Origin of the sequence: Exiguobacterium sp. s168, assembly GCF_018619035.1 — a bacterium.
GTDB lineage: Bacteria > Bacillota > Bacilli > Exiguobacteriales > Exiguobacteriaceae > Exiguobacterium_A > Exiguobacterium_A acetylicum.
The window spans coordinates 19,948-39,555 of record NZ_JACSNE010000021.1; the positions used below are offsets into that span (position 1 = coordinate 19,948).

Consider the following 19,608-nt stretch of genomic DNA (forward strand, 5'->3'; position numbering starts at 1 on the left):
AAAGTGAATCTTTTTTTCTTCGTTCGGGTATACCCTTACCAATGCATGTAAAAAAGGGGGATTTTCAGGATGAAGGGACAATTCTTTATTGGCGGACAATGGCTAGATCACGGACGAGAACGGACAGATGTTACGAATCCAGCTACTGGCGAAGTCGTCGGTAGTGTACCAAACGGAACAAAATCAGACGTCAACGACGCAGTAGAAGCAGCACGGAAGGCATTTCCTGATTGGTCGAAACGGACAGTCTACGAACGTGCCGAACTGCTCGAGAAGTTATATGCGAAGATGATTGAGAAAAAAGATGAACTGGCTCGCCTGATGACGCTGGAAATGGGGAAACCGCTCGCTGAATCAGAAGGTGAAGTGCAGTATGCCGCAAACTTCGTCAAATGGTTTGCAGAGGAAGGAAAACGCGCTTATGGACGTGTCATTCCGACACATGATGCTTCTAAACGACTTCAAGTCATCAAACAGCCGGTTGGTGTCGTTGCTGCGATCACACCATGGAACTTCCCGGCGGCCATGATTACCCGAAAGCTTGCTCCAGCACTCGTCGCCGGATGTACGTTTGTCATCAAACCACCAACAGCGACTCCGCTTACCGCGCTTCGTCTTCTTGAACTCTGTCAGGAAGTCGGGATTCCAGAAGGCGTCGTTAATGCCGTTACAGGTAGCGGGAAAGCACTCGGTGAATCACTCGCGACACATCCACATGTCGATAAGATCACCTTCACTGGTTCAACCGAAGTTGGACGGACGCTGATGGCTCAAGGAGCAGAGACGATCAAGGCGATGTCGCTCGAACTCGGAGGACATGCACCGATTCTCGTCTTTGATGACTGTGACCTTGATTTAGCTGTCGCTGAGACGATTAAGTCGAAATTCCGTAATGGCGGTCAAACGTGCGTCTGCGGAAACCGGATTTACGTATCCGACTCGATCTATGATGCGTTCGTTGAAAAACTCGGGCAAGAGACAGCGAAGCTGAAGACCGGAAATGGTTTGGATGCTGAGACGAAGATTGGACCGATGATCAATAAAGCGGGTTACGATAAAGTCAAAAAACATGTCGATGATGCGACATCCGCTGGTGCACGAGTCGTCACGGGCGGAACAGGAACGACGGATGAGGAGAACGATGTCTATTATTATGAAGCAACCGTTCTCGCGGACGTAAAACCCGGCATGCTGATCATGAACGAGGAGACGTTCGGACCTGTTGCTCCCGTCCAGCGTGTCAGTTCTGATGAGGAAGCGGTTCGTTACGCCAACCAGACACCATTCGGTCTCGCTTCGTACGTCTTTACAAAGGATTACGCGCGTGCCATTCGTGCAATCGAGAGGCTTGATTATGGAATCGTCGGCTGGAATGATGGCGTTCCTTCTGCTGCGCAAGCACCATTTGGTGGAATGAAACAATCCGGTCTCGGACGCGAAGGTGGTAGTGAAGGACTCGAAGCGTATCTCGAGACGAAGTACATTTCAATCGGTGGACTAGCGTGAACGCGGCGGATTGGTTCGTCCAATGTTTAGAGGCAGAGGGCGTCACGCATATCTTTGGTGTTCCCGGTGAGGAAAACATCACATTACTCGAATCACTCAGTCGTTCGTCGATCACCTTCATCACGACACGTCACGAAACGAACGCCGCGTTCATGGCAGCGATGTTCGGTCGCCTGAGTGGACGACCGGGTGTCTGCCTATCGACACTTGGTCCCGGTGCGACCAATATGATGACCGGTATTGCAAGTGCGACGATGGATCATTCCCCTGTCGTCGCGATCACTGGTCAAGGAGCGACAGCACGGCAACACAAAGCATCGCATCAAATGTTTGATCTCGTAGACCTCTATCGTCCGGTCACGAAGTCCAGTACGTCCGTTCTGTCAGCGGAGGTCATTTCAGAAATCGTTCGACGTGCCTTTGCGACAGCAAAAAGCGAAAAACCAGGGGCAACCCATATCTCTTTTCCAGAAGACATCGCAAAACAAGAACGTGATCAAGCAGCGACACCCTTGCAACAAGATAGCACGCCAACACATCTCCATTCCTTGACGATTGATGATCCCGATGCCTTACGTCTGATCGAACGAGCAAAACGTCCGGTCATCATTGCTGGATTTGGCATCCATCGGCAGCAAGCACTCGATGCATTTCGAGCATTCGTCGAAAAGCTTCAAGCTCCCGTCGTCGAGACGATGATGGGAAAAGGAGCGATTTCTTCACACCATCCGCTCGCTGCACACACGATCGGTTTACCAGACGTCGATTACAACCAGCGGATTCTCGATGCGAGTGACCTCATCATTACGGTGGGCTACGATATTACGGAGTTACCTCCGCAAAAATGGAACCCGAAAAAGACACCGATCGTCCATTTGGATACAAATCCTCACGAAATCGATGCTTATTATCCGGTTGTCGCGAACCTAGTCGGACCACTCGTCGATATGCTGACTGTATTGACTCCTTTACTGCCCGAGCGTGCGTGGAACGACTGGCAACAAGATCGCGATAAATTACGCGACGAAATTCAAGAAACGTACTCGCTTGCCCTGCCTTTACACCCTCAAAGTATCGTTCGTGAACTCGAACGAACCGTCGGGGAGGATGGCATGGTCTTCTCAGACGTCGGCGCACACAAAGTCTGGCTCGCACGCCATTATCAAACGACACGTCCAGATCAATTATTCATTTCCAACGGGTTTGCTTCGATGGGCTATGGTTTATCGAGTGCGCTCGCAGCCAAACTATTGTATCCGGACCGGCGAATCGTCTGTGCCGCTGGAGATGGTGCCTTTTTGATGAATGGTCAGGATCTCGAGACCGCCGTTCGTTTGAAGCTTCCACTTGTCGTGTTGATTTGGCGTGACGGTACCTATGGACTGATTGAATGGAAACAACAACAAGCGTATGGGCGGTCGTCCTACATCACGTTTGACAATCCAGACCTCGTTCAACTGGCTCATGCTTTCGGCGCACTCGGTCTCCGTGTCGGTGAACATGGCTCCCTCGCACATTGTCTTGACCAAGCATTTGCAAGTGATGGACCCGTTTTGATTGACTGTCCGGTCGATTACCGGGAAAATCTAAAGTTAAGTGAACGTCTCCGGACGTATGGAGGGTGATATACATGACACAACCACGTAAACTGCAATCTATTTCTGATTTTGATCAATTTGCGTCCGAACATACCGCGTTCGTGATTTGCAAACACAGTACGACATGCCCGATCAGTGCCGCAGGATTCTCGGAGTATACGAAGTTCGCGGATGAAACGTCTGTTCCAACGGCGTATCTTTTCGTCCAAGAAGCTCGGACCTTATCGAATCACATCGCTGAACACTATAATGTCCGACATGAGTCGCCACAAGTTCTTTTCATTCAGGACGGCAAATCTGTCTGGACAGCATCTCACTACGACATTACAAAGGATGCACTCGAAACGAACGTTCAGTAACGCTAATTATGAAACAAGCTTCTGGCTGTTTCAAACTGAAGACAAAGCGCAATTTTCCTCTAACGAGAAGGATTGCGCTTTTTTATTTCCTACGAATCATTTTCCTCATTTAGAAAAACGCTTTCAAAACTACATAAAAAATAAAATTACCTTTCTTAGCTATTATTATTTGTAATTCGAACTAAATCGGATTAAGATAAACTACAGATAGAACGACCGTATAGAAATCTGTACCGTTAGTTTAGTTAGGAGGATATTCATGCAACAAAGTGCAACTCACACAGCTCGAGCTCCTTACGGCATCCTCGCCGTTTTGATGATCGGGGCATTCATCGCTTTCTTAAATAATACCTTGCTCAACATCGCCCTTCCTTCAATCATGAAGGATCTAGCGATCGAACCAGCTACTGCTCAATGGCTGTCGACTGGTTTCATGCTCGTCAATGGTGTCTTAATTCCGACATCTGCTTTCTTGATTCAAAAGTATTCGGTTCGTCGCTTGTTCTTACTTGCGATGACCCTCTTCTCGACCGGAACGATTCTTGCCGGATTCGCAGATGTCTTCTCTGTGTTGCTCGCAGGACGGATGATTCAAGCATCTGGTTCTGCGATCATGATGCCGTTACTGATGAACGTCATGCTCGTCAGTTTCCCGATTGAAAAACGCGGAACCGCAATGGGATTCTTCGGATTAATCATGATGGGGGCCCCAGCGATCGGACCGACGTTGTCTGGTTGGATCATCGAGCACTACGATTGGCGGATGTTATTCCACTTCATCACACCAATCGCCTTGATCGTTCTCGTCGCTGGTTTCTTCTTACTTCGTGACGTCAAGGAACGGTCTGCCACTCGGATCGATCTCGCTTCCGTGGCACTTTCGTCACTTGGTTTCGGTGGCTTACTGTATGGATTCAGCTCAGCTGGCTCTAAAGGTTGGGACAGCTTCCACGTCTACGGTGCGCTGATCGTCGGAGTCATCGCACTCGTGACATTCATTTACCGTCAGCTCCATATGGAACGTCCGATGCTCAACTTCAAGATTTATCGTTACCCGATGTTCGCCTTGTCTTCTGCCATCTCGATGGTCGTCACGATGGCGATGTTCTCGGGCATGTTATTGCTTCCGATCTATGTCCAGACGATTCGCGGTATCTCACCACTCGATGCGGGTCTCATGCTGTTACCGGGTGCCATCTTGATGGCCGTCATGTCACCGATCAACGGGAAACTGTTTGATAAGATTGGTGGTCGTCCTCTTGCGTTAACTGGTTTGTTCATCACAGTCGTTACCAGTTACTACTTCAGTCAGCTTGAGATGGATACGACGTATACGCATCTGATCGTCCTGTATTCATTGCGGATGTTCGGGATGTCAATGGTCATGATGCCAGTCTCGACGAACGGTTTGAACCAGTTACCAACACGCTACTATCCACACGGAACAGCGATGAACAATACGTTGCAACAAGTATCCGGTGCGATTGGTACCGCCTTGCTTGTTACAATCATGTCGACGCATGCGAAGACACGTGGAACAGAACTCGCGGCTGAAGCAGCGAAGAACATGACGAGTCAACCGACAGCTGAAGCGGCTGCTGCTTTAAAACAGCAGATTACGATGCAAGCAACGCTTGACGGAATCAACTATGCGTTCTTCATCTCGACGTTCATTGCTGGTCTAGCATTCGTCCTTGCTTTCTTCATTAAACGGGCGACACAAGCTGAAGACATCATTAGCGATCAACGTTCATTAAACGAAACGATCGTCAAACCACAAGTTTCCAATCAATAAGTACAAAAGCAGTCGCCTCTCGCGACTGTTTTTTTATTTCTTAAGCTAAATACTGGTACCCCCCATACCTATATGTTACAGTAAAGATGACAACAAGATCACCAAAGGAGGTACGACTATGACACACGATCATCCCGTCGTTCCACGAACGAACGAAGAACAAGATGCGTTGATGAAACGACTAAAGCGCATCGAAGGACAAGTCCGCGGGATTGCTAACATGGTCGCTGAAGATCGGTATTGTATTGACATTTTGACGCAAACGGCATCAATCCAAGCAGCTTTGCGGCAAGTCGAACTACAAATCATCGAACGCCATGTCAAGATGTGCATGCATGAAGTTGCCACCCGTCAAGACAGTACGGACGCTTACGTCGAAGAATTGATGGCGGTCATCGCTCGATTGAAAAAGTAAGGAGGGTTTTCTGATGTCAAAAACGATTGAGTTTGATATTGAAGGCATGACGTGTGCCGCCTGCTCTGCCCGGATTGAAAAAGTCCTCAACCGGATGGACGGGGTTGAAGCAACGGTCAACTTGCCGCTTGAAACCGCTCGTGTCTCGATTTCTGATGCCTATGACGATCAAGCGATCATCGAAAAAATCCGAAAAATCGGCTACGGGGCAACGGTCAAACAAGCACCACACGCAACAAAATCGAATCGCCGGATGCTGTATCGCTTTATCATCGCGGCCCTTCTATCGTTACCGCTGCTTGCGAGCATGCTGACGCATATTCCGAACAGTCCGTTTCATCTTCCATTCTTGATGAATCCGTGGCTACAGTTTGCTTTAGCAACACCAGTACAATTCATCATCGGAGCGCCCTTCTACAGCGGGGCTTATAAAAGTTTACGGAGTGGGAGTGCCAATATGGACGTTCTCGTTGCACTCGGGACATCGGCAGCCTACTTTTATTCCGTTGCTGAAATGCTACTCGTCTCTAATATGCCTCACCTTTACTTTGAGACAAGCGCGATTCTGATTACACTCGTCCTGCTCGGTAAAGTTCTCGAAGACCGTGCCAAACAACAGACGACAGGAGCAATCAAAAGCCTGCTCTCCCTTCAAGCGAAGGAAGCCGTCGTCTTAGAGGATGGACAGGAACGAACTGTCTCCATCGACGCGATTCAAACTGGTATGATCTTACTCGTAAAACCCGGGAACAAAATTCCGACAGATGGTGTCATTCGGGCTGGCGACGCGTATCTCGATGAATCGATGTTGACTGGTGAATCCGCGCCTGTTCATAAAACGGTTGGGGAATCCGTCATTGGTGGTACGCTGAATACGAACGGATCTTTACAAGTCGAAGCGACAAAAATCGGACAAGCGACAGTTCTCTCGCAAATCATTCGTGTCGTCGAACAAGCGCAGACTGAAAAAGCACCGATTCAACGACAAGCCGATCGGATTTCTGGTGTGTTCGTGCCGATCGTCGTTGCCATCGCGCTTCTGACGTTAGCCGCTTGGTGGATGTTCACCGGTTCCTTTGCGGAAGCGATTCGTCCTGCCATCGCGGTGCTCGTCATCGCTTGTCCATGTGCGCTCGGGCTTGCGACACCAACTTCGATCATGGTTGGAACCGGAAAAGGGGCGGAACGAGGTATTCTCTTCAAGGGCGGTGCTCAACTCGAGAATCTTCAACATGTCGATGCTGTCGTCTTTGATAAGACCGGAACACTGACAGTCGGTCGCCCCATCGTCGTCGAAACGTTCGGTACGGAGACAGCGCTCGATTTCGCTGCTGCGCTTGAACGGCAATCGGAACATCCCCTTGCTCGCGCCATCACAGCAGAACGGGATGTCGTCTTTGATATCGAACGATTCCACGTCGAATCAGGACATGGGATCACGGGACAAATCATGGGACATGATCTCATCGTCGGATCGGCGCGAATGATGCAGGAACGCGGTCTTACTCTTCCCGACTGGACATCACTTGGAGCGACACTCGTATATGTTGCTGTCGACGGAAAAGTCGTTGCCGGATACGCCATCCGTGACGCGTTGAAAGATTCAGCGAAAGAAACGATCCGGCGGTTGCGCCAGACAAAAGAAGTGTATCTCTTGACCGGTGATCGTCGGGAAGTCGCCGAGCATTTAGCAGAGGAGCTTGGACTCGATCCAGCGTTCGTCTTTGCTGACGTCTTACCTGTTGAAAAGGCTGATGTTATTCAATCACTTCAACAAACGAAACGTGTCGCGATGGTCGGAGACGGTATCAATGATGCCCCTGCTCTTGTAACGGCGGACGTTGGCATCGCGCTCGGTAGCGGCACGGATGTTGCCCTTGAAGCAGCCGACGTGACATTGCTTGGACACGACTTAAAACAAGTTTTACTTGCGATCGAGTTGAGTGAGCAAACGATGAAAAATATTCGTCAAAATCTTGTCTTCGCACTTGGCTATAATACGATTGGCATTCCGGTCGCTTTTCTCGGGCTGCTTGCCCCATGGCTTGCGGGCGCTGCCATGGCATTCAGCTCTGTCTCTGTCGTGACGAATGCGTTACGATTAAAACGTACCCCACTATCTGAAGGAGGAACATCATCATGAAAGAAACAACATTATCTGTTATCGGTATGACATGCAATCACTGTAAAGCGAGTGTTGAATCCGCTCTATCTGAAGTCGAAGGTGTGCAACAGGCAACTGTCTCACTCGAACAAAACCAAGTGACCGTACAGCATGAGGACGTTTCACGTGAGCGTCTCGTCGATGCGATTGAAGAGATCGGCTATGATGTGCCGACTGCATAATTTTTTTAAGCCAAACTGCTTCTAACTCGCAGTTTGGCTTTTTTATTTTTTGAAAAGCGGGAATGTACGGAGTAAGGAGGGGTTCGTATGGTACCGAAAATCGAATTCGTAGAACACTTCGACGACAACAAAGGAAAACGATTTAAAATCGAACTTTGGAATCTCGGAACCTTCACATTCAGTGCCGAGTCAGCTCGTGGACCTGTCACCCGTTTCACCTCCATTGACATTCAATTCGTTCAAGCTTGCGTTCAACGAATGCGCTCGATTGCGGACGCCAAAAAAGCATTTCAGGAAGATCAACCGGTCTAATCCTGCATATTTTTTATTCTCCTCATGGCACTTGCCATGAGTTTTTTTGTTTCCGGTCAATGTTTTTCAATATTCTCGTCTTTTTTTCGAAAATCAGTATCACTTCGTCAAGATGAACCGATAAGAAACAGACATCAATTTATTCACATCTTGAGTATTGGAGGCAACTACGTGCGTAACCCTTTTAAAAGTAAGACTACTTCAGCTTATCAAGCTACAATCGGCTTTCCTGATTCCCGTCTCATTACAAAGACGGCAGATCCTGATCTCACATCCCGTCTCGTATACATGGGCTATACAGAAGAACAGCTACAGACACTCAAATCGATGGCGCCTGTCGTTCAAGGTATCTTAGATGAAGTCCTCGAGCAAGTGCTTGACCATCTATTATTGAATCCCGAGATGGCAACGATCGCGAAACAATCATCGACACGCGAACGACTGAAGAAAGTCTTCGCCGACTACTTCACGAGTCTACTGACAGGAAATATGGATGAGTCGTTCCTTGCGATGCGAACACGGATGGGACAGACGCATAAACATAACTTCGTTCCCGTCACGTGGTTCATCGCTTCTTACGCAGCGTTTCAGACGTTGTTGATTCCAAAAATCGTCGAACACTATCAACATGACCCAGCCCAACTGACGACAGCTGTGCTTGCATTGACTCACGCGATGAACTTGGATGCTCAAATCGTGACAAGTCAATACGTCGATTCTCGCTTAAACGAAGTGACGACCGCGAACGAGTCGCGCCGTCAACTTTTGACAGACGTCGTTCGTGTCAGTCAAGAAGTTGCCAGTTCCGTCGAGCACACGGATCATGCCATCATTGAGACGAGCCGTCGCGCCTCACAAGTATTAGCAGAAACAGCTCAGACAGAGCAGACGAGTCAGCAGCTTGTCCAAATGACGATTGCCAACGAACGACAGATGCAACAGATGGAGCAACAATTCGCTCAATCGACACAACAAGTCGGTACTTCGCTTGAAAGCATCCATGAATTGAAGACGACGTCGGATGACATCGTCCAGATGACGCAAAGCATCGAAGCGATCGCCAATCAGACGAACTTACTCGCGTTGAATGCTTCGATCGAAGCAGCACGTGCCGGTGAACACGGTAAAGGTTTTGCTGTCGTCGCGACGGAAGTCCGAAACCTTGCTGAAAATGCCAAGTCATTAAGTAGTAGCATCAATGGTCTGATTCAAAAGAACAATGGTAATATCACACAACTCGTTTCTCAGATGGAAGACATCACACGCGCCAACACCGCATCGCAGCAAGAATTGCAACAAGTGAAACAAGGAATTCAAACCGTTAAGAGCGAGATGGAAAACTCCCTCACCTTATTTGAACGTAACAAGGAAAACCTTGGACAAATCGTCGAGACGATCCAAGGACTCAGTAAGACGACACAAGGCTTGACGACACTGACGACGGACCTTGTCGCTGCTTCCGAAACACATTAAAAAATAGGCAATTCTTATTCTCGGTTTTAACCGAAATAAGAATTGCCTATTTTACTTTACTCGTCTTGTTCTGCTGTGACGACAAGACGCTGATCGTATCCTTTTGATTCTGAAAACGTACCAATACATGAAATGAGCGTCAGTTTATTCATGACGGTTGCACCGAAGATTGATCCAACAGGTGCTTCATCAACAGGATAGGACATGACGTTCGTCACCACGTATGATACCTGTTGTCCTGCTTTCCCCGTCACTTCAATCCGTTGTCCTTCTTTCAACTTGGCTAAATCATAAAAAACAGCGGGACCTTCTTGATCATCCAAGTGTCCAGCTAGTACGACATTTCCGGTTTGTCCGGCTTTTGCTCCGTACTTGTACCAAGCGACCTGATCGGTCTGTTTCGGAACATCCATCCGTCCTTGTTTATCCTTCCCGACGACTTCGATGTTCGCTTTCACATCGAGCGTCGGAATCGTAATACGTGTTGGTATGAACGACTCTTCGTCCACCTTTTCGGATGGAGTGGACGAAGAAGACGTCGTTGTTTCGGTTTGTTTTGATTTTTCCGGCTTTGTAGCATCTGGAGGTGATCCCGATTGACATCCGGCTAATACGAGTAAGAGAAGAAGACTACTCTTAAGCGTTTTGTTTACGACGGACGACATATGCTGTTCCTACTAACAAGGCAGCTGCTGCTGCAACGGCCCATGGTGTAGCAGAAGCCGTATCAGATGAACCACCAAGTCCTGTTTCTGGCATTGATGCCATTTCACCACCGTCTGGGATCAAGAGGACTTCAAATGCTGGTTCGCCTTCAAGTAATCCAATTGCGAGTGCTGTATAGTTTTTGCCACTGTCGAGTTTGACACCATCCAGTGCTTTGACGACATCCGTTGCGCCTGCAGGACGGACTTCAAGATCATACGTACCTGCATCGAGTGTACCGTAGTCAGAGACTTTCGAGAATTCAAGATTACTGAAGAGTGGGTCTCCACCTTTTGGTGCGACATCAACAGCTGGTGCATCTGGTGCAAAGTGTGCGACACGAACCATTGATTTTCCATCTTCGCCTTTACCGTTGTCTTCCATGACCGCGAGTTTGATGTCAGCTAGTTTGCCGATTGCTGCGACCGAATAGAATTTACCAGCTTCTACGTTGAGTGTTTGAGAGAGCACAGGATCTTTTGTTGTTCCTGCAGCGAATACTTCTACTTTATGTTCGCCAGATGGTAGTGTGAGGTAATCCGTGACATCTTTGAATTTTGCTCCTGATACCGCTTTTTTGCCATCGACCGCGATATCGACTGCCGGAGCATCTGGTGAAGCGTGAATGACACGAACCATTGCGTGATCTGCCGCGCTTACTGGTAATACAAATAGCGCAAACAGTAGCGTAGCGGTCACAAACGATAAGAGTTTCTTCATCTTTTTTCCACCTTTCTGATTGTCAAATGTACATCGCTCTCAAACCAATGTTCTTACACTTCTGAACATTTCCTTCGTGGTGACATCTTAAACTTAAGACACTGCCGTAAATGTGTAAAGATTTCAGTGTGCTATGAACTTGTTCTACAAACACATTGACTTTTTATTTCTTTTCGAAATAAAATATTTTTTAAAAACAATAGAAAAGAAGGTTAAAACCTATGGATTCTTACGATTTAAAAATTATTAACTTTTTGAAAAGGGATGCCCGAATGAAATGGTCAACACTTGCACAACACATCGGCTTATCGGCACCGGCTGTTGCGGAGCGCGTCGCGCGCTTACAAGAGCAAGGTATCATCCTTCAGTTGACGACTGTCCTTGATCCCTCCACATTCGACTATCGATTAGCTGCCTTTGTCGCTGTTTCACTCGAGCGACCGGAACATCGAGCACCATTTCTGAAACGAGTTCAAGAACTTGAACATGTTCTTGAGTGTCATCATATTGCGGGTGACGATGACTATTTACTCAAAATACGCTGTCGGGACACGGAACAGCTTGATGAAATCATCACCTACCAGATTAAAGGGCTACCAGGAATCCTACGGACGAAAACGACGATCATCATGCGGACGGAAAAGGAATCGTTCCATTTTCCGTTACCCGAGATCGACTGATGTTTGCGACTGGTTTTGGAATCGGGTTTGCCTTAGCCGCCCCCGTTGGTCCAATCGGCCTCTTATGCATGCAACGAACGCTTCGACATGGACGAATTTCCGGCATCGTTTCCGGACTCGGAGCCGCAACGGCAGACTTCACTTATGGATTGATTGCATTGTCCGGTTTTTCGCTTGTCCAATCCCTAATCACTCAAGCACACTGGATGCAACTGATCGGCAGTCTGTTTTTGTGTTACATCGGCTAATCGATGTTTCAAGCTTCTTCGAACGCCTCGATTTCCGATACAGCCTCGTCACGGTTAAGTGCCTATCTGTCCGTCTTACTCCTGACGTTCTTGAACCCGATGACAATCACACTGTTCCTGGCGTTGTTTGCACGCTTTGAGTTAACAATGATGAACGGACAAGATGCCTTTTTGTTTCTAATCGGTATTTTTCTTGGTTCTGCCGCTTGGTGGGTCATTCTAGCGAACATCACGCATCTGCTCAAACATCAGCTTGCGACACCCACTTTACGTATCATTCAATGGACGTCTGCCAGTCTAATCATCGGATTTGGTGCATTCGGGGTCATTCAGTTCTTCCTCTGAGCAAAACAAAAGAGACCGACAGCACGTCTGGTCTCTTTTTTGTATTTTACTTATTTAATGAATCCAATCATCATTTCGCGTAATACTTTCGCTGCCGCGATCGCTGTCATATCCGACTGATCGTACGCTGGGCATACTTCTACCAAATCCGCGCCGATGACGTCGACGTCTGCTCGTGCGATCATGTGAACGACTTCGAGTAGTTCCTTCGTCGTCACTCCACCGATTTCTTGTGTCCCTGTTCCTGGTGCTGCTGACGGATCAAGAACATCGATGTCGATTGTGACGTAGACCTTTTTACCGGCAAGTGTCGGAAGAACTTGACGAAGCGGCTCGACGATCTCGTATTTGAAGAGGTTGTAGCCTGACGTCTTCGCCCATTCGAACTCTTCTTTCATCCCTGAACGAATTCCGAATGAATAACAGTTCTCTGGTCCGATCAAGTTTGCGATCTTCTTGAGTGGCGTCGAGTGCGACAATGGCTCTCCTTCATACTCGTCACGTAAGTCTGTATGCGCATCAAAGTGAAGTACGACGAAATCATCGTAGTGTTTATCAAACGCTTTGACGACCGGCCACGTGACTAAATGTTCGCCACCCATACCGAGCGGGAACTTGCCTGCTGTCAGTAACGAATCGACGTATTCTTCAATCATATCAAGTGATTTTTGGGCATTCCCGAATGGTAACGGGATATCTCCCGCGTCAAACAACTTCGCGTCGGCGATGTCACCATCTAAGTACGGGCTATATTCTTCTAGACCAAGTGAGACTTCACGGATACGTGCCGGACCGAATCGTGAACCGGGACGGAAACTGACCGTCCAGTCCATCGGCATGCCGTATAAAATTCCTTTTGCATCCTCGTGAGTCGATTGACTCGCGATAAAGACTTTTCCTGAATATGCTTCATCAAAGCGCATGATCCATTCCTCCTGTTCATTTGCCGCTTGCTGATGCAAACGCCTGTTTACCTGACAACAGAGCGATTTCGAAGATCGAAACCGCTCTGTTCATGTGTGCTATAGTGACTGAGCTCAGCCGTTCGTCAAATCTTTAACGAACTTCGGAAGCGCGAAGGCTGCCGTGTGAAGCTCAGGCGTGTAATACTTTGTGTCGATCTCGTGGAAACGCTCTGGTGCAACTGCAAGCGGATCATGTTTCTTCGATCCGATCGTGAACGTCCAAAGACCACTTGGGTATGTCGGAACGTTTGCGATGTAGAGCTTCGTGATCGGGAAGATTTCTTTGACGTCGCGTTGAACATCACGGATCAAGTCTGGTGTGAACCATGGGTTATCCGATTGTGCGACGAAAATGCCGTCCTCTTTTAATGCTTTTGAAATACCAGAGTAGAAGCCTTTCGTGAACAAGTTGACCGCTGGACCAACTGGTTCAGTCGAGTCGACCATGATGACATCATACTCGTTTTCTGCTTCTGCGATATGCATGAATCCATCCCCAACGATGACTTCGACGCGTGCATCGTCCAATCCACCTGCGATGTTCGGGAGGTATTTTTTCGAATACTCGATGACTTTTCCGTCGATTTCAACTAAAACCGCTTTTTCGACGGACGGGTGTTTCAAGACTTCACGGATGACTCCGCCGTCTCCTCCACCAACGACCAGAACCGATTTTGGATTCGGGTGTGTGAACAATGGGACGTGCGCGACCATCTCGTGGTAAACGAACTCGTCCTTATCTGTCGTCATGACCATTCCGTCAAGTAACAACATCGTACCGAACTCGTCCGTTTCAACCATCTCTAGGCGTTGAAACTCCGTTTGTTCGCTCTCATAAACGTGGTTGACACGGAATGTGATACCGTAATCTTCCGTTTGGTGTTCCGTGAACCATAACTTTAATTTTTGTTCCATTTGCGATAGAACCCCTTTCTTTCATCAAGACAAAAGTTGTTCGTATGCGAGTGGCGTTTACGGCGCTTCTTAATCATACAAATGCGAGTATACCGAATTTCGAAAGAAACTTCTATATAATTCGAAAATTTTTGTCTTTCGTCTTTACTCGACGAACGTCACGATTTCATCGAGCGGACGACGTTGCTTTTCACGTTTTGTTTCGTCTGCTCGGTAACCGAACGCGACCATGACCGGCACCGTGAAAACAGAACGATCGAGCAGTCCACGATCGACGAGTAATTGCTCGACGGCTTGCTGGTCGAATCCTTCGATCGGGCATGAATCCACACCGATTTGTGCTGCCGTCGACATCATGTTCCCGAGTGCGATATAAGCTTGTTTTGCTGCCCAGTCTTCCATCGCTTTCGGGTTATCACCAATCGCGAAATCCTCTTTTAAAAACAGACCATAACGCTTCGTCCGTCCGGCTTTCGCTTCTTCGGATAAACCAAGGAAGTCCATCATCTGCGTGACATGTGGACCATCTGCCTGCATTTGCTCCCCTATCCGGGCGAGGAATAAGACAAAGTGACTCGCTGTCGGCAATTGTCCTTGCGCCCCCCAAGAGACTTCTTTTAATGCTTCACGAATTTCTGGATTTTGAATGACGAGCATGTTCCATGGCTCATAACCGAACGAGCTCGGTGACAGACGCGCTGTTTCTAAAACGAAACGAAAATCTTCTTCTGGGATCATTTGACCGTTAAATGCCTTTGTGGCATGACGAGATTGAAATGCTTCGAGAATCGCTTGTTTTTGTTGTTCTTTTTCCATGGGAAATGCCTCCTTCAAAATGATGACTGCTTTTGTTATATCAAATCTGATTTCAGACTGCCTCTGATTTGCTCATATCAAGCTTTACGTTAGTTTTAAGACGAAACGGGAAATAACAGTATTAACGTTTTCTTTTTCTTTATTTCCACATTATTTTAGATACGCATGATTGAGCCCTTTTTTGCTCTCCCTTCCTTGTAAATCATTGGTTTTTTTGTTCTCATTTCCCGGTCGATTTGCTTTTCCGCTCAAATGTTTGTTACGGTAGTACCCTGCGTGATTAGGTTTTGTTATCGGATTGACGGGGTAATGATAATGTCGTTGCCATCATTTGATACAAAACAACTATGTAAAATTCGAAAGAAGGTGTGGAACACGATGGAAAATAATCGAAAAAGTAAGATCACAAAAGTCTTTATGGTATCCGTCATTTTCTGTGTGCTCTTTACCATATGGGGAATCTTACCGGAATCCCTAATCGGTGCAGCTAGTCTCGGAAATGTCACAGCTAAAGCACAATCCTTTGTCTCTAACGGATTTGGCTGGCTTTATCTACTCGGCATGAGTGCTTTTTTAATCATTGCTATCTTTTTAATCTTTTCCCGCTTCGGTTCAATCCGACTCGGTAAGGATTCGGACCGTCCTGAATATGGTCTCATTTCTTGGTTTGCGATGCTTTTCAGTGCTGGTATGGGAATCGGGCTTGTCTTCTGGGGTGTCTCAGAGCCATTGACGCACTTCCATACGCCACCAGTCGCAACAGACGATCCGACGGAAGCAGCACGCCTCGCAATGCGCTATTCGTTCTTCCATTGGGGACTCCACCCTTGGGCCTTATACGCGATCGTCGCGCTTGCTATCGCGTACTCGACATTCCGAAAAGGACGTCCTGCTACGATTGGTGACACTGTCGCTTCATTGATGAAGCCTCGGTACGCTTCTGCCGGTAAAGGTACTGTCGAAGTACTTGCTATCGTCGCAACGGCATTTGGTGTCGCGACGTCACTCGGTCTCGGTGCGCAACAAATCTCAGGTGGGCTCAACTTCCTGACAAGTAGTATTCCAAACACATTCACGACTCAAATCATCATCATTGTCGTCGTTTCGATTCTCTACATGATCAGTGCCGCGTCAGGTCTCGATAAAGGAATCGTTCGTCTCAGTAACGCCAACATCGTTCTTGCCGTTCTGTTGATGATCGGTGTCCTCTTCCTCGGACCGTTCAGTTTCATTATGGACCTCTTTGTGCAAACGACAGGGGCTTACCTGCAGAACTTACCCGTCATGAGCTTCCGGGCTTCTGCTTTTAACCCAGATGAACGTGAGTGGATCAACGGTTGGACGATTTTCTACTGGGCTTGGTGGATTTCATGGTCACCATTCGTCGGTACGTTCATCGCCCGCGTCTCAAAAGGACGGACGATTCGTGAGTTCGTCATCGGCATCATGCTTGTCCCAACCATCTTTGGTCTCCTTTGGTTCTCGGTCTTCGGTGGGTCAGCGATCTGGAACGAATTGTTCCAAAACGTCAATTTGATTTCGACCGTTAACGATAAAGGGGTCGAAACTGGAATGTTCGCTCTGTTTGAGACATTCGGTGGCTTAGGTACGTTCCTTAGCATCGTCGCTGTCTTCTTGATCACGACGTTCTTCATCACTTCGGCTGACTCCGCGACGTACGTTCTCGGTATGCTATCGTCTGGCGGTAGCCTGATGCCAAGCTTACGCATCAAGCTTGCTTGGGGTGTCATCCAGTCTTCGATCGCTGCCGTCTTACTTTATGCCGGTGGATTAAGCGCCTTACAAGCAGCCGCTGTTCTAGCCGCCTTCCCGTTCATCTTCGTCGTCGGAATGATGGTCATCGCCTTGTTCAAGGACTTGTCAGATGAACCCGATGCGCAAAAAGAAGTCACAGATTTAAAACAAGATGCTTAAATTGAATTGATTTCCTCCTTCCGTCGCATGCGGAAGGAGGTCTTTTTTGTTATCCTGAATTATGCTGAGTAGAAGAAATGAGGTGGCTTATGCGAAAACGTACACGCTGGCTAGTATCCCTTGGTGTCCTCGCCTTAGGAAGCTGGTTTTTATATCGTGAAAATAACGTCATTGATGTCTCACGGATGACGGTCACGTCGAATCGCTTACCGGAAGCGTTTGATGGCTATCGCGTCGTGCAGGTCGCAGATTTACATGGCAAAGCGTTTGGGAATGAACAAGAACGACTACTGAACAAGATTGATCGCGAAAAGCCGGATCTCGTCGTCATGACAGGTGATTTGATTGACTCGAGGCGAAACGGTGAAGAGGCCGCCCTTACACTCATGAAAGCGCTCGTTGATCGATATCCGGTCTACTTCGTCACCGGGAATCATGAGGTGCGACTCAATCTAACGATTTTGCCGAAGCTTGAGCAACTGGGTGTCACCGTTCTCCGGAATGAATCGCGCATCATCGAATACCAAGGTCAATCGATTTCGTTACTCGGTATCGATGATCCGACGACGACACGATGGCGCGAAGGTCTGTCGGAACCGGATGGCATTCGTCAAAGTCTCGATCAAGCATTGCAAGACGTCTCACCTGATGCGTTCCAGCTCTTGCTTGCGCATCGTCCGGAATATAAATCTTTGTATGCCGAGCGTTCCATTGATCTCGTTTTGTCTGGTCACGCCCACGGTGGACAGATTCGTCTGCCGTTTACGGAAGGTCTGTATGCGCCCGGTCAAGGATTCTTTCCAACCGTGACGGCCGGTCGCTATCAGGAACAGCAGACTGAACTGATCGTCAGTCGTGGTCTCGGGAACAGCCTGTTTCCGTTTCGTCTGTTCAATCATCCGGAACTCGTCGTCTTAACGCTGAAACGACCATGAAAAAAGAACGTGTGCCGCGGCACACGTTCTTTTGTTTAGACCAACGCTTCATGTAGAGCAGCGTCAGCATTTTCCCACATCTCAGGTTTATGTGTCTGTAAGAAATCACGTAACAATTCTTTTGAACGCTCATCCATGTGATCGACAACAATTCGTCCTTTAAGGGATTTATCCATTTTATTGACATGATCAGCGAGAATCTTGAATCCGCGACGTGCTTCCGCATCGACTAACAGATCGCAGGCAGCGACACCGCCGTAATAGAAGCCTTCAGGTTTACGACCGACTGTCACCCAAACGATCCAGTACAGTTTACCGTTTGGCGTATCGGCTTTATCCGTCGTGAACTTGACGCGTTTCTCGATGGCTGCTTTCGCGTGCATCGCGCCCATATCGATGTAAGCTTCGCCGTCTTCCGGAGAAATGATGACGGGTGACATACTATTTAAGCTGAGTGTTCCGACACCAAATCCTCCGTGACCGTCTGTAGAGTTATCTGAAATGATATTAAAGTTAATCTTTTTTTCCATCGTGTTTTGTCCCCTTTTAATCCTGTTGCTTCTATCATACCGTATTCCGATGTGTCTGCAACCAGTCACTCGTAACGAAGTAACTGTAATTGTTCCTCTGATGCTCGGCGAATCGTCGGGAGACGGTAACACGTCATGGACGCAATCTCCTCATGCGCCGGAGGATTGACTTCTTCGAGATGAAGCAAAGCGCGGTCAAACAGGGTTTGCGCCGCACGACCGAACAAGAAGAGACGTTCTAGTGAAGAACACCGCGACCGAATCGCACGTAACTGATGCGCGAGTTCTCTCACTTTCGCCTCGACCTCTTCTTCCATGTCAGCTGTCGGTTTTCGATTTTGAAACAACGGTTTGAAACGTACATCGTCTTCAAGCAACGTCAACATCCCGTATCGCTTTGCTTCTTTTTGATTCAGCAGTTGAGCGAGCTCTTTATCCGTTACGAGTCGTCCGAATGGAATGTTTTGTTCAAAGACGATATCTGCGACTTCGAGTCCTTTTGCACCAGACAACGGATAATTCGTATCCTCCAGTAACGCCCGATCAAAAATCAGTAACGTATGAATCTTCTTCCGTATGATTGCGTCCATATGTCTCTCCTTTTCTGCCGTATGTGTATGACTACCTTCGCTTCCGACAAGAATAGCTCCTACCTTATACCCTTCTTTTTCGAAAACGATGTTCGAATTGACGAATCCCCTATCGAATGCGCTATACTGATGGCGTATCGTCATCAAGCTAGAGGGGGAAATGAAGTCATGCCATATGTTACGGTTAAAATGTTATCGGGTCGTACAGTCGAACAAAAACGTGCTTTGATTGAAAAAGTTACGGAAGCGGTGTCGGAAACGACAAATGCTCCAAAAGAAAACATTACGGTCTTCATCGAAGAGATGGAAAAAACAGATTACGGTCAAGCTGGCGTCATGTTCGCTGATAAATAAACAACAAGAGACGTCCGGTCGCTACCGCACGTCTCTTTTTCCCATCTACTTGATCTTTAAGGAGGA

Annotated in this window: 20 protein-coding genes and 1 pseudogene; 14 read left to right on the plus strand and 7 right to left on the minus strand. The window is 47.8% G+C overall.

The features are described from left to right. Positions 1–69: 69 nt before the first annotated feature. The 9 genes from KNQ15_RS11940 (at position 70) to KNQ15_RS11980 (ending at position 9,804) form a co-directional block, all read left to right on the plus strand. Positions 70–1,506 carry an NAD-dependent succinate-semialdehyde dehydrogenase gene (locus tag KNQ15_RS11940; RefSeq protein WP_214729644.1) on the plus strand — a complete coding sequence of 479 codons (1,437 nt, stop codon included), beginning with the start codon at positions 70–72 and terminating at the stop codon, positions 1,504–1,506. After that, entirely contained in the window at positions 1,503–3,131 is a 1,629-nt protein-coding gene (locus KNQ15_RS11945) for an acetolactate synthase large subunit (RefSeq protein ID WP_214729645.1), read from the plus strand. The genes KNQ15_RS11940 and KNQ15_RS11945 overlap by 4 nt, the downstream gene beginning before the upstream one ends. A gap of 5 nt (positions 3,132–3,136) precedes the next feature. After that, the gene (ytxJ, locus tag KNQ15_RS11950) at positions 3,137–3,463 is read left to right on the plus strand and encodes a bacillithiol system redox-active protein YtxJ (RefSeq protein WP_214729646.1); all 327 of its coding nucleotides are present in this window, start codon (positions 3,137–3,139) and stop codon (positions 3,461–3,463) included. Between the two features lie 259 nt (positions 3,464–3,722). Further along, entirely contained in the window at positions 3,723–5,258 is a 1,536-nt protein-coding gene (locus KNQ15_RS11955; RefSeq protein WP_214729647.1) for a DHA2 family efflux MFS transporter permease subunit, read from the plus strand. Between the two features lie 118 nt (positions 5,259–5,376). Further along, the gene (locus KNQ15_RS11960) at positions 5,377–5,673 is read left to right on the plus strand and encodes a metal-sensitive transcriptional regulator (protein ID WP_029343220.1); all 297 of its coding nucleotides are present in this window, start codon (positions 5,377–5,379) and stop codon (positions 5,671–5,673) included. A 13-nt stretch (positions 5,674–5,686) separates the two neighbouring features. Continuing rightward, a complete protein-coding gene (locus tag KNQ15_RS11965; RefSeq protein ID WP_029343219.1) occupies positions 5,687–7,816 on the plus strand; it encodes a heavy metal translocating P-type ATPase in 2,130 nt (709 codons plus the stop codon). Next, positions 7,813–8,019 carry a copper ion binding protein gene (locus tag KNQ15_RS11970; RefSeq protein ID WP_029343218.1) on the plus strand — a complete coding sequence of 69 codons (207 nt, stop codon included), beginning with the start codon at positions 7,813–7,815 and terminating at the stop codon, positions 8,017–8,019. The genes KNQ15_RS11965 and KNQ15_RS11970 overlap by 4 nt, the downstream gene beginning before the upstream one ends. 87 nt (positions 8,020–8,106) lie before the next feature. Further along, positions 8,107–8,331, plus strand: coding sequence for a hypothetical protein (locus KNQ15_RS11975; RefSeq protein ID WP_214729648.1), 225 nt, complete (start codon positions 8,107–8,109; stop codon positions 8,329–8,331). A 171-nt stretch (positions 8,332–8,502) separates the two neighbouring features. Beyond that, the gene (locus tag KNQ15_RS11980) at positions 8,503–9,804 is read left to right on the plus strand and encodes a protoglobin domain-containing protein (protein ID WP_214729649.1); all 1,302 of its coding nucleotides are present in this window, start codon (positions 8,503–8,505) and stop codon (positions 9,802–9,804) included. Positions 9,805–9,860: 56 nt separating this feature from the next. Here KNQ15_RS11980 and KNQ15_RS11985 read toward each other — a convergent pair whose 3' ends face one another. Continuing rightward, positions 9,861–10,469: a class F sortase gene (locus KNQ15_RS11985; protein WP_214729650.1), complete on the minus strand. Its 609-nt coding sequence runs from the start codon at positions 10,467–10,469 to the stop codon at positions 9,861–9,863. After that, on the minus strand, positions 10,441–11,229 hold the full coding sequence (locus KNQ15_RS11990) for a DUF4397 domain-containing protein (protein ID WP_214729651.1): 789 nt from the start codon (positions 11,227–11,229) through the stop codon (positions 10,441–10,443). The genes KNQ15_RS11985 and KNQ15_RS11990 overlap by 29 nt, the downstream gene beginning before the upstream one ends. 221 nt (positions 11,230–11,450) lie before the next feature. Here KNQ15_RS11990 and KNQ15_RS11995 point away from each other — a divergent pair, with 221 nt between their 5' ends. Together KNQ15_RS11995 and KNQ15_RS12005 are read left to right on the plus strand one after the other, a co-directional pair. Further along, positions 11,451–11,909 carry an Lrp/AsnC family transcriptional regulator gene (locus KNQ15_RS11995; RefSeq protein ID WP_214729652.1) on the plus strand — a complete coding sequence of 153 codons (459 nt, stop codon included), beginning with the start codon at positions 11,451–11,453 and terminating at the stop codon, positions 11,907–11,909. Continuing rightward, positions 11,909–12,502, plus strand: a pseudogene (locus KNQ15_RS12005) (LysE family translocator). The gene KNQ15_RS11995 and the pseudogene KNQ15_RS12005 overlap by 1 nt, the downstream one beginning before the upstream one ends. 50 nt (positions 12,503–12,552) lie before the next feature. Here KNQ15_RS12005 and speB read toward each other — a convergent pair. From speB to KNQ15_RS12020, 3 genes are all read right to left on the minus strand, one after another. Then, entirely contained in the window at positions 12,553–13,425 is an 873-nt protein-coding gene (speB, locus tag KNQ15_RS12010) for an agmatinase (protein WP_214729655.1), read from the minus strand. Positions 13,426–13,539: 114 nt separating this feature from the next. Next, on the minus strand, positions 13,540–14,382 hold the full coding sequence (gene speE, locus KNQ15_RS12015; protein WP_023466799.1) for a polyamine aminopropyltransferase: 843 nt from the start codon (positions 14,380–14,382) through the stop codon (positions 13,540–13,542). 144 nt (positions 14,383–14,526) lie between these two features. Next, positions 14,527–15,198, minus strand: coding sequence for an NAD(P)H-dependent oxidoreductase (locus KNQ15_RS12020; protein WP_214729656.1), 672 nt, complete (start codon positions 15,196–15,198; stop codon positions 14,527–14,529). A gap of 378 nt (positions 15,199–15,576) precedes the next feature. Between KNQ15_RS12020 and KNQ15_RS12025 the strand changes: the two genes are divergently transcribed. Both KNQ15_RS12025 and KNQ15_RS12030 read left to right on the plus strand, forming a co-directional pair. Further along, positions 15,577–17,133, plus strand: coding sequence for a BCCT family transporter (locus tag KNQ15_RS12025; RefSeq protein ID WP_047391880.1), 1,557 nt, complete (start codon positions 15,577–15,579; stop codon positions 17,131–17,133). Positions 17,134–17,222: 89 nt separating this feature from the next. Beyond that, positions 17,223–18,068, plus strand: a complete 846-nt coding sequence (locus tag KNQ15_RS12030) for a metallophosphoesterase (protein WP_214729657.1) — start codon at positions 17,223–17,225, stop codon at positions 18,066–18,068. Positions 18,069–18,103: 35 nt separating this feature from the next. Here the strand turns inward: KNQ15_RS12030 and KNQ15_RS12035 are convergent, their stop codons facing one another. Next, positions 18,104–18,598, minus strand: a complete 495-nt coding sequence (locus KNQ15_RS12035) for a YwhD family protein (protein WP_023466794.1) — start codon at positions 18,596–18,598, stop codon at positions 18,104–18,106. Positions 18,599–18,663: 65 nt separating this feature from the next. Beyond that, complete coding sequence (locus KNQ15_RS12040) at positions 18,664–19,188, minus strand: hypothetical protein (RefSeq protein WP_069940184.1); 525 nt, start codon at positions 19,186–19,188, stop codon at positions 18,664–18,666. Between the two features lie 168 nt (positions 19,189–19,356). On the opposite strand from KNQ15_RS12040, the gene KNQ15_RS12045 reads away from it, so the two are divergent. Beyond that, positions 19,357–19,542, plus strand: coding sequence for a 2-hydroxymuconate tautomerase (locus KNQ15_RS12045; protein WP_023466792.1), 186 nt, complete (start codon positions 19,357–19,359; stop codon positions 19,540–19,542). The last annotated feature ends 66 nt before the right edge of the window (positions 19,543–19,608 follow it).

Excerpts from the sequence above, each read along its gene's own strand:
- KNQ15_RS12020 (WP_214729656.1), bottom strand. The coding sequence starts at position 15,198 with ATGGAAAAAGAACAACAAAAACAAGCGATTCTCGAAGCATTTCAATCT.
- KNQ15_RS11995 (WP_214729652.1), top strand. The coding sequence starts at position 11,451 with ATGGATTCTTACGATTTAAAAATTATTAACTTTTTGAAAAGGGATGCC.
- KNQ15_RS12035 (WP_023466794.1), bottom strand. The coding sequence starts at position 18,598 with ATGGAAAAAAAGATTAACTTTAATATCATTTCAGATAACTCTACAGAC.
- KNQ15_RS11940 (WP_214729644.1), top strand. The coding sequence starts at position 70 with ATGAAGGGACAATTCTTTATTGGCGGACAATGGCTAGATCACGGACGA.
- KNQ15_RS12030 (WP_214729657.1), top strand. The coding sequence starts at position 17,223 with ATGCGAAAACGTACACGCTGGCTAGTATCCCTTGGTGTCCTCGCCTTA.
- KNQ15_RS12045 (WP_023466792.1), top strand. The coding sequence starts at position 19,357 with ATGCCATATGTTACGGTTAAAATGTTATCGGGTCGTACAGTCGAACAA.
- KNQ15_RS11970 (WP_029343218.1), top strand. The coding sequence starts at position 7,813 with ATGAAAGAAACAACATTATCTGTTATCGGTATGACATGCAATCACTGT.
- KNQ15_RS11990 (WP_214729651.1), bottom strand. The coding sequence starts at position 11,229 with ATGAAGAAACTCTTATCGTTTGTGACCGCTACGCTACTGTTTGCGCTA.
- KNQ15_RS11965 (WP_029343219.1), top strand. The coding sequence starts at position 5,687 with ATGTCAAAAACGATTGAGTTTGATATTGAAGGCATGACGTGTGCCGCC.
- KNQ15_RS11975 (WP_214729648.1), top strand. The coding sequence starts at position 8,107 with ATGGTACCGAAAATCGAATTCGTAGAACACTTCGACGACAACAAAGGA.
- ytxJ (WP_214729646.1), top strand. The coding sequence starts at position 3,137 with ATGACACAACCACGTAAACTGCAATCTATTTCTGATTTTGATCAATTT.
- speB (WP_214729655.1), bottom strand. The coding sequence starts at position 13,425 with ATGCGCTTTGATGAAGCATATTCAGGAAAAGTCTTTATCGCGAGTCAA.
- KNQ15_RS12025 (WP_047391880.1), top strand. The coding sequence starts at position 15,577 with ATGGAAAATAATCGAAAAAGTAAGATCACAAAAGTCTTTATGGTATCC.
- speE (WP_023466799.1), bottom strand. The coding sequence starts at position 14,382 with ATGGAACAAAAATTAAAGTTATGGTTCACGGAACACCAAACGGAAGAT.
- KNQ15_RS12040 (WP_069940184.1), bottom strand. The coding sequence starts at position 19,188 with ATGGACGCAATCATACGGAAGAAGATTCATACGTTACTGATTTTTGAT.
- KNQ15_RS11985 (WP_214729650.1), bottom strand. The coding sequence starts at position 10,469 with ATGTCGTCCGTCGTAAACAAAACGCTTAAGAGTAGTCTTCTTCTCTTA.
- KNQ15_RS11955 (WP_214729647.1), top strand. The coding sequence starts at position 3,723 with ATGCAACAAAGTGCAACTCACACAGCTCGAGCTCCTTACGGCATCCTC.
- KNQ15_RS11960 (WP_029343220.1), top strand. The coding sequence starts at position 5,377 with ATGACACACGATCATCCCGTCGTTCCACGAACGAACGAAGAACAAGAT.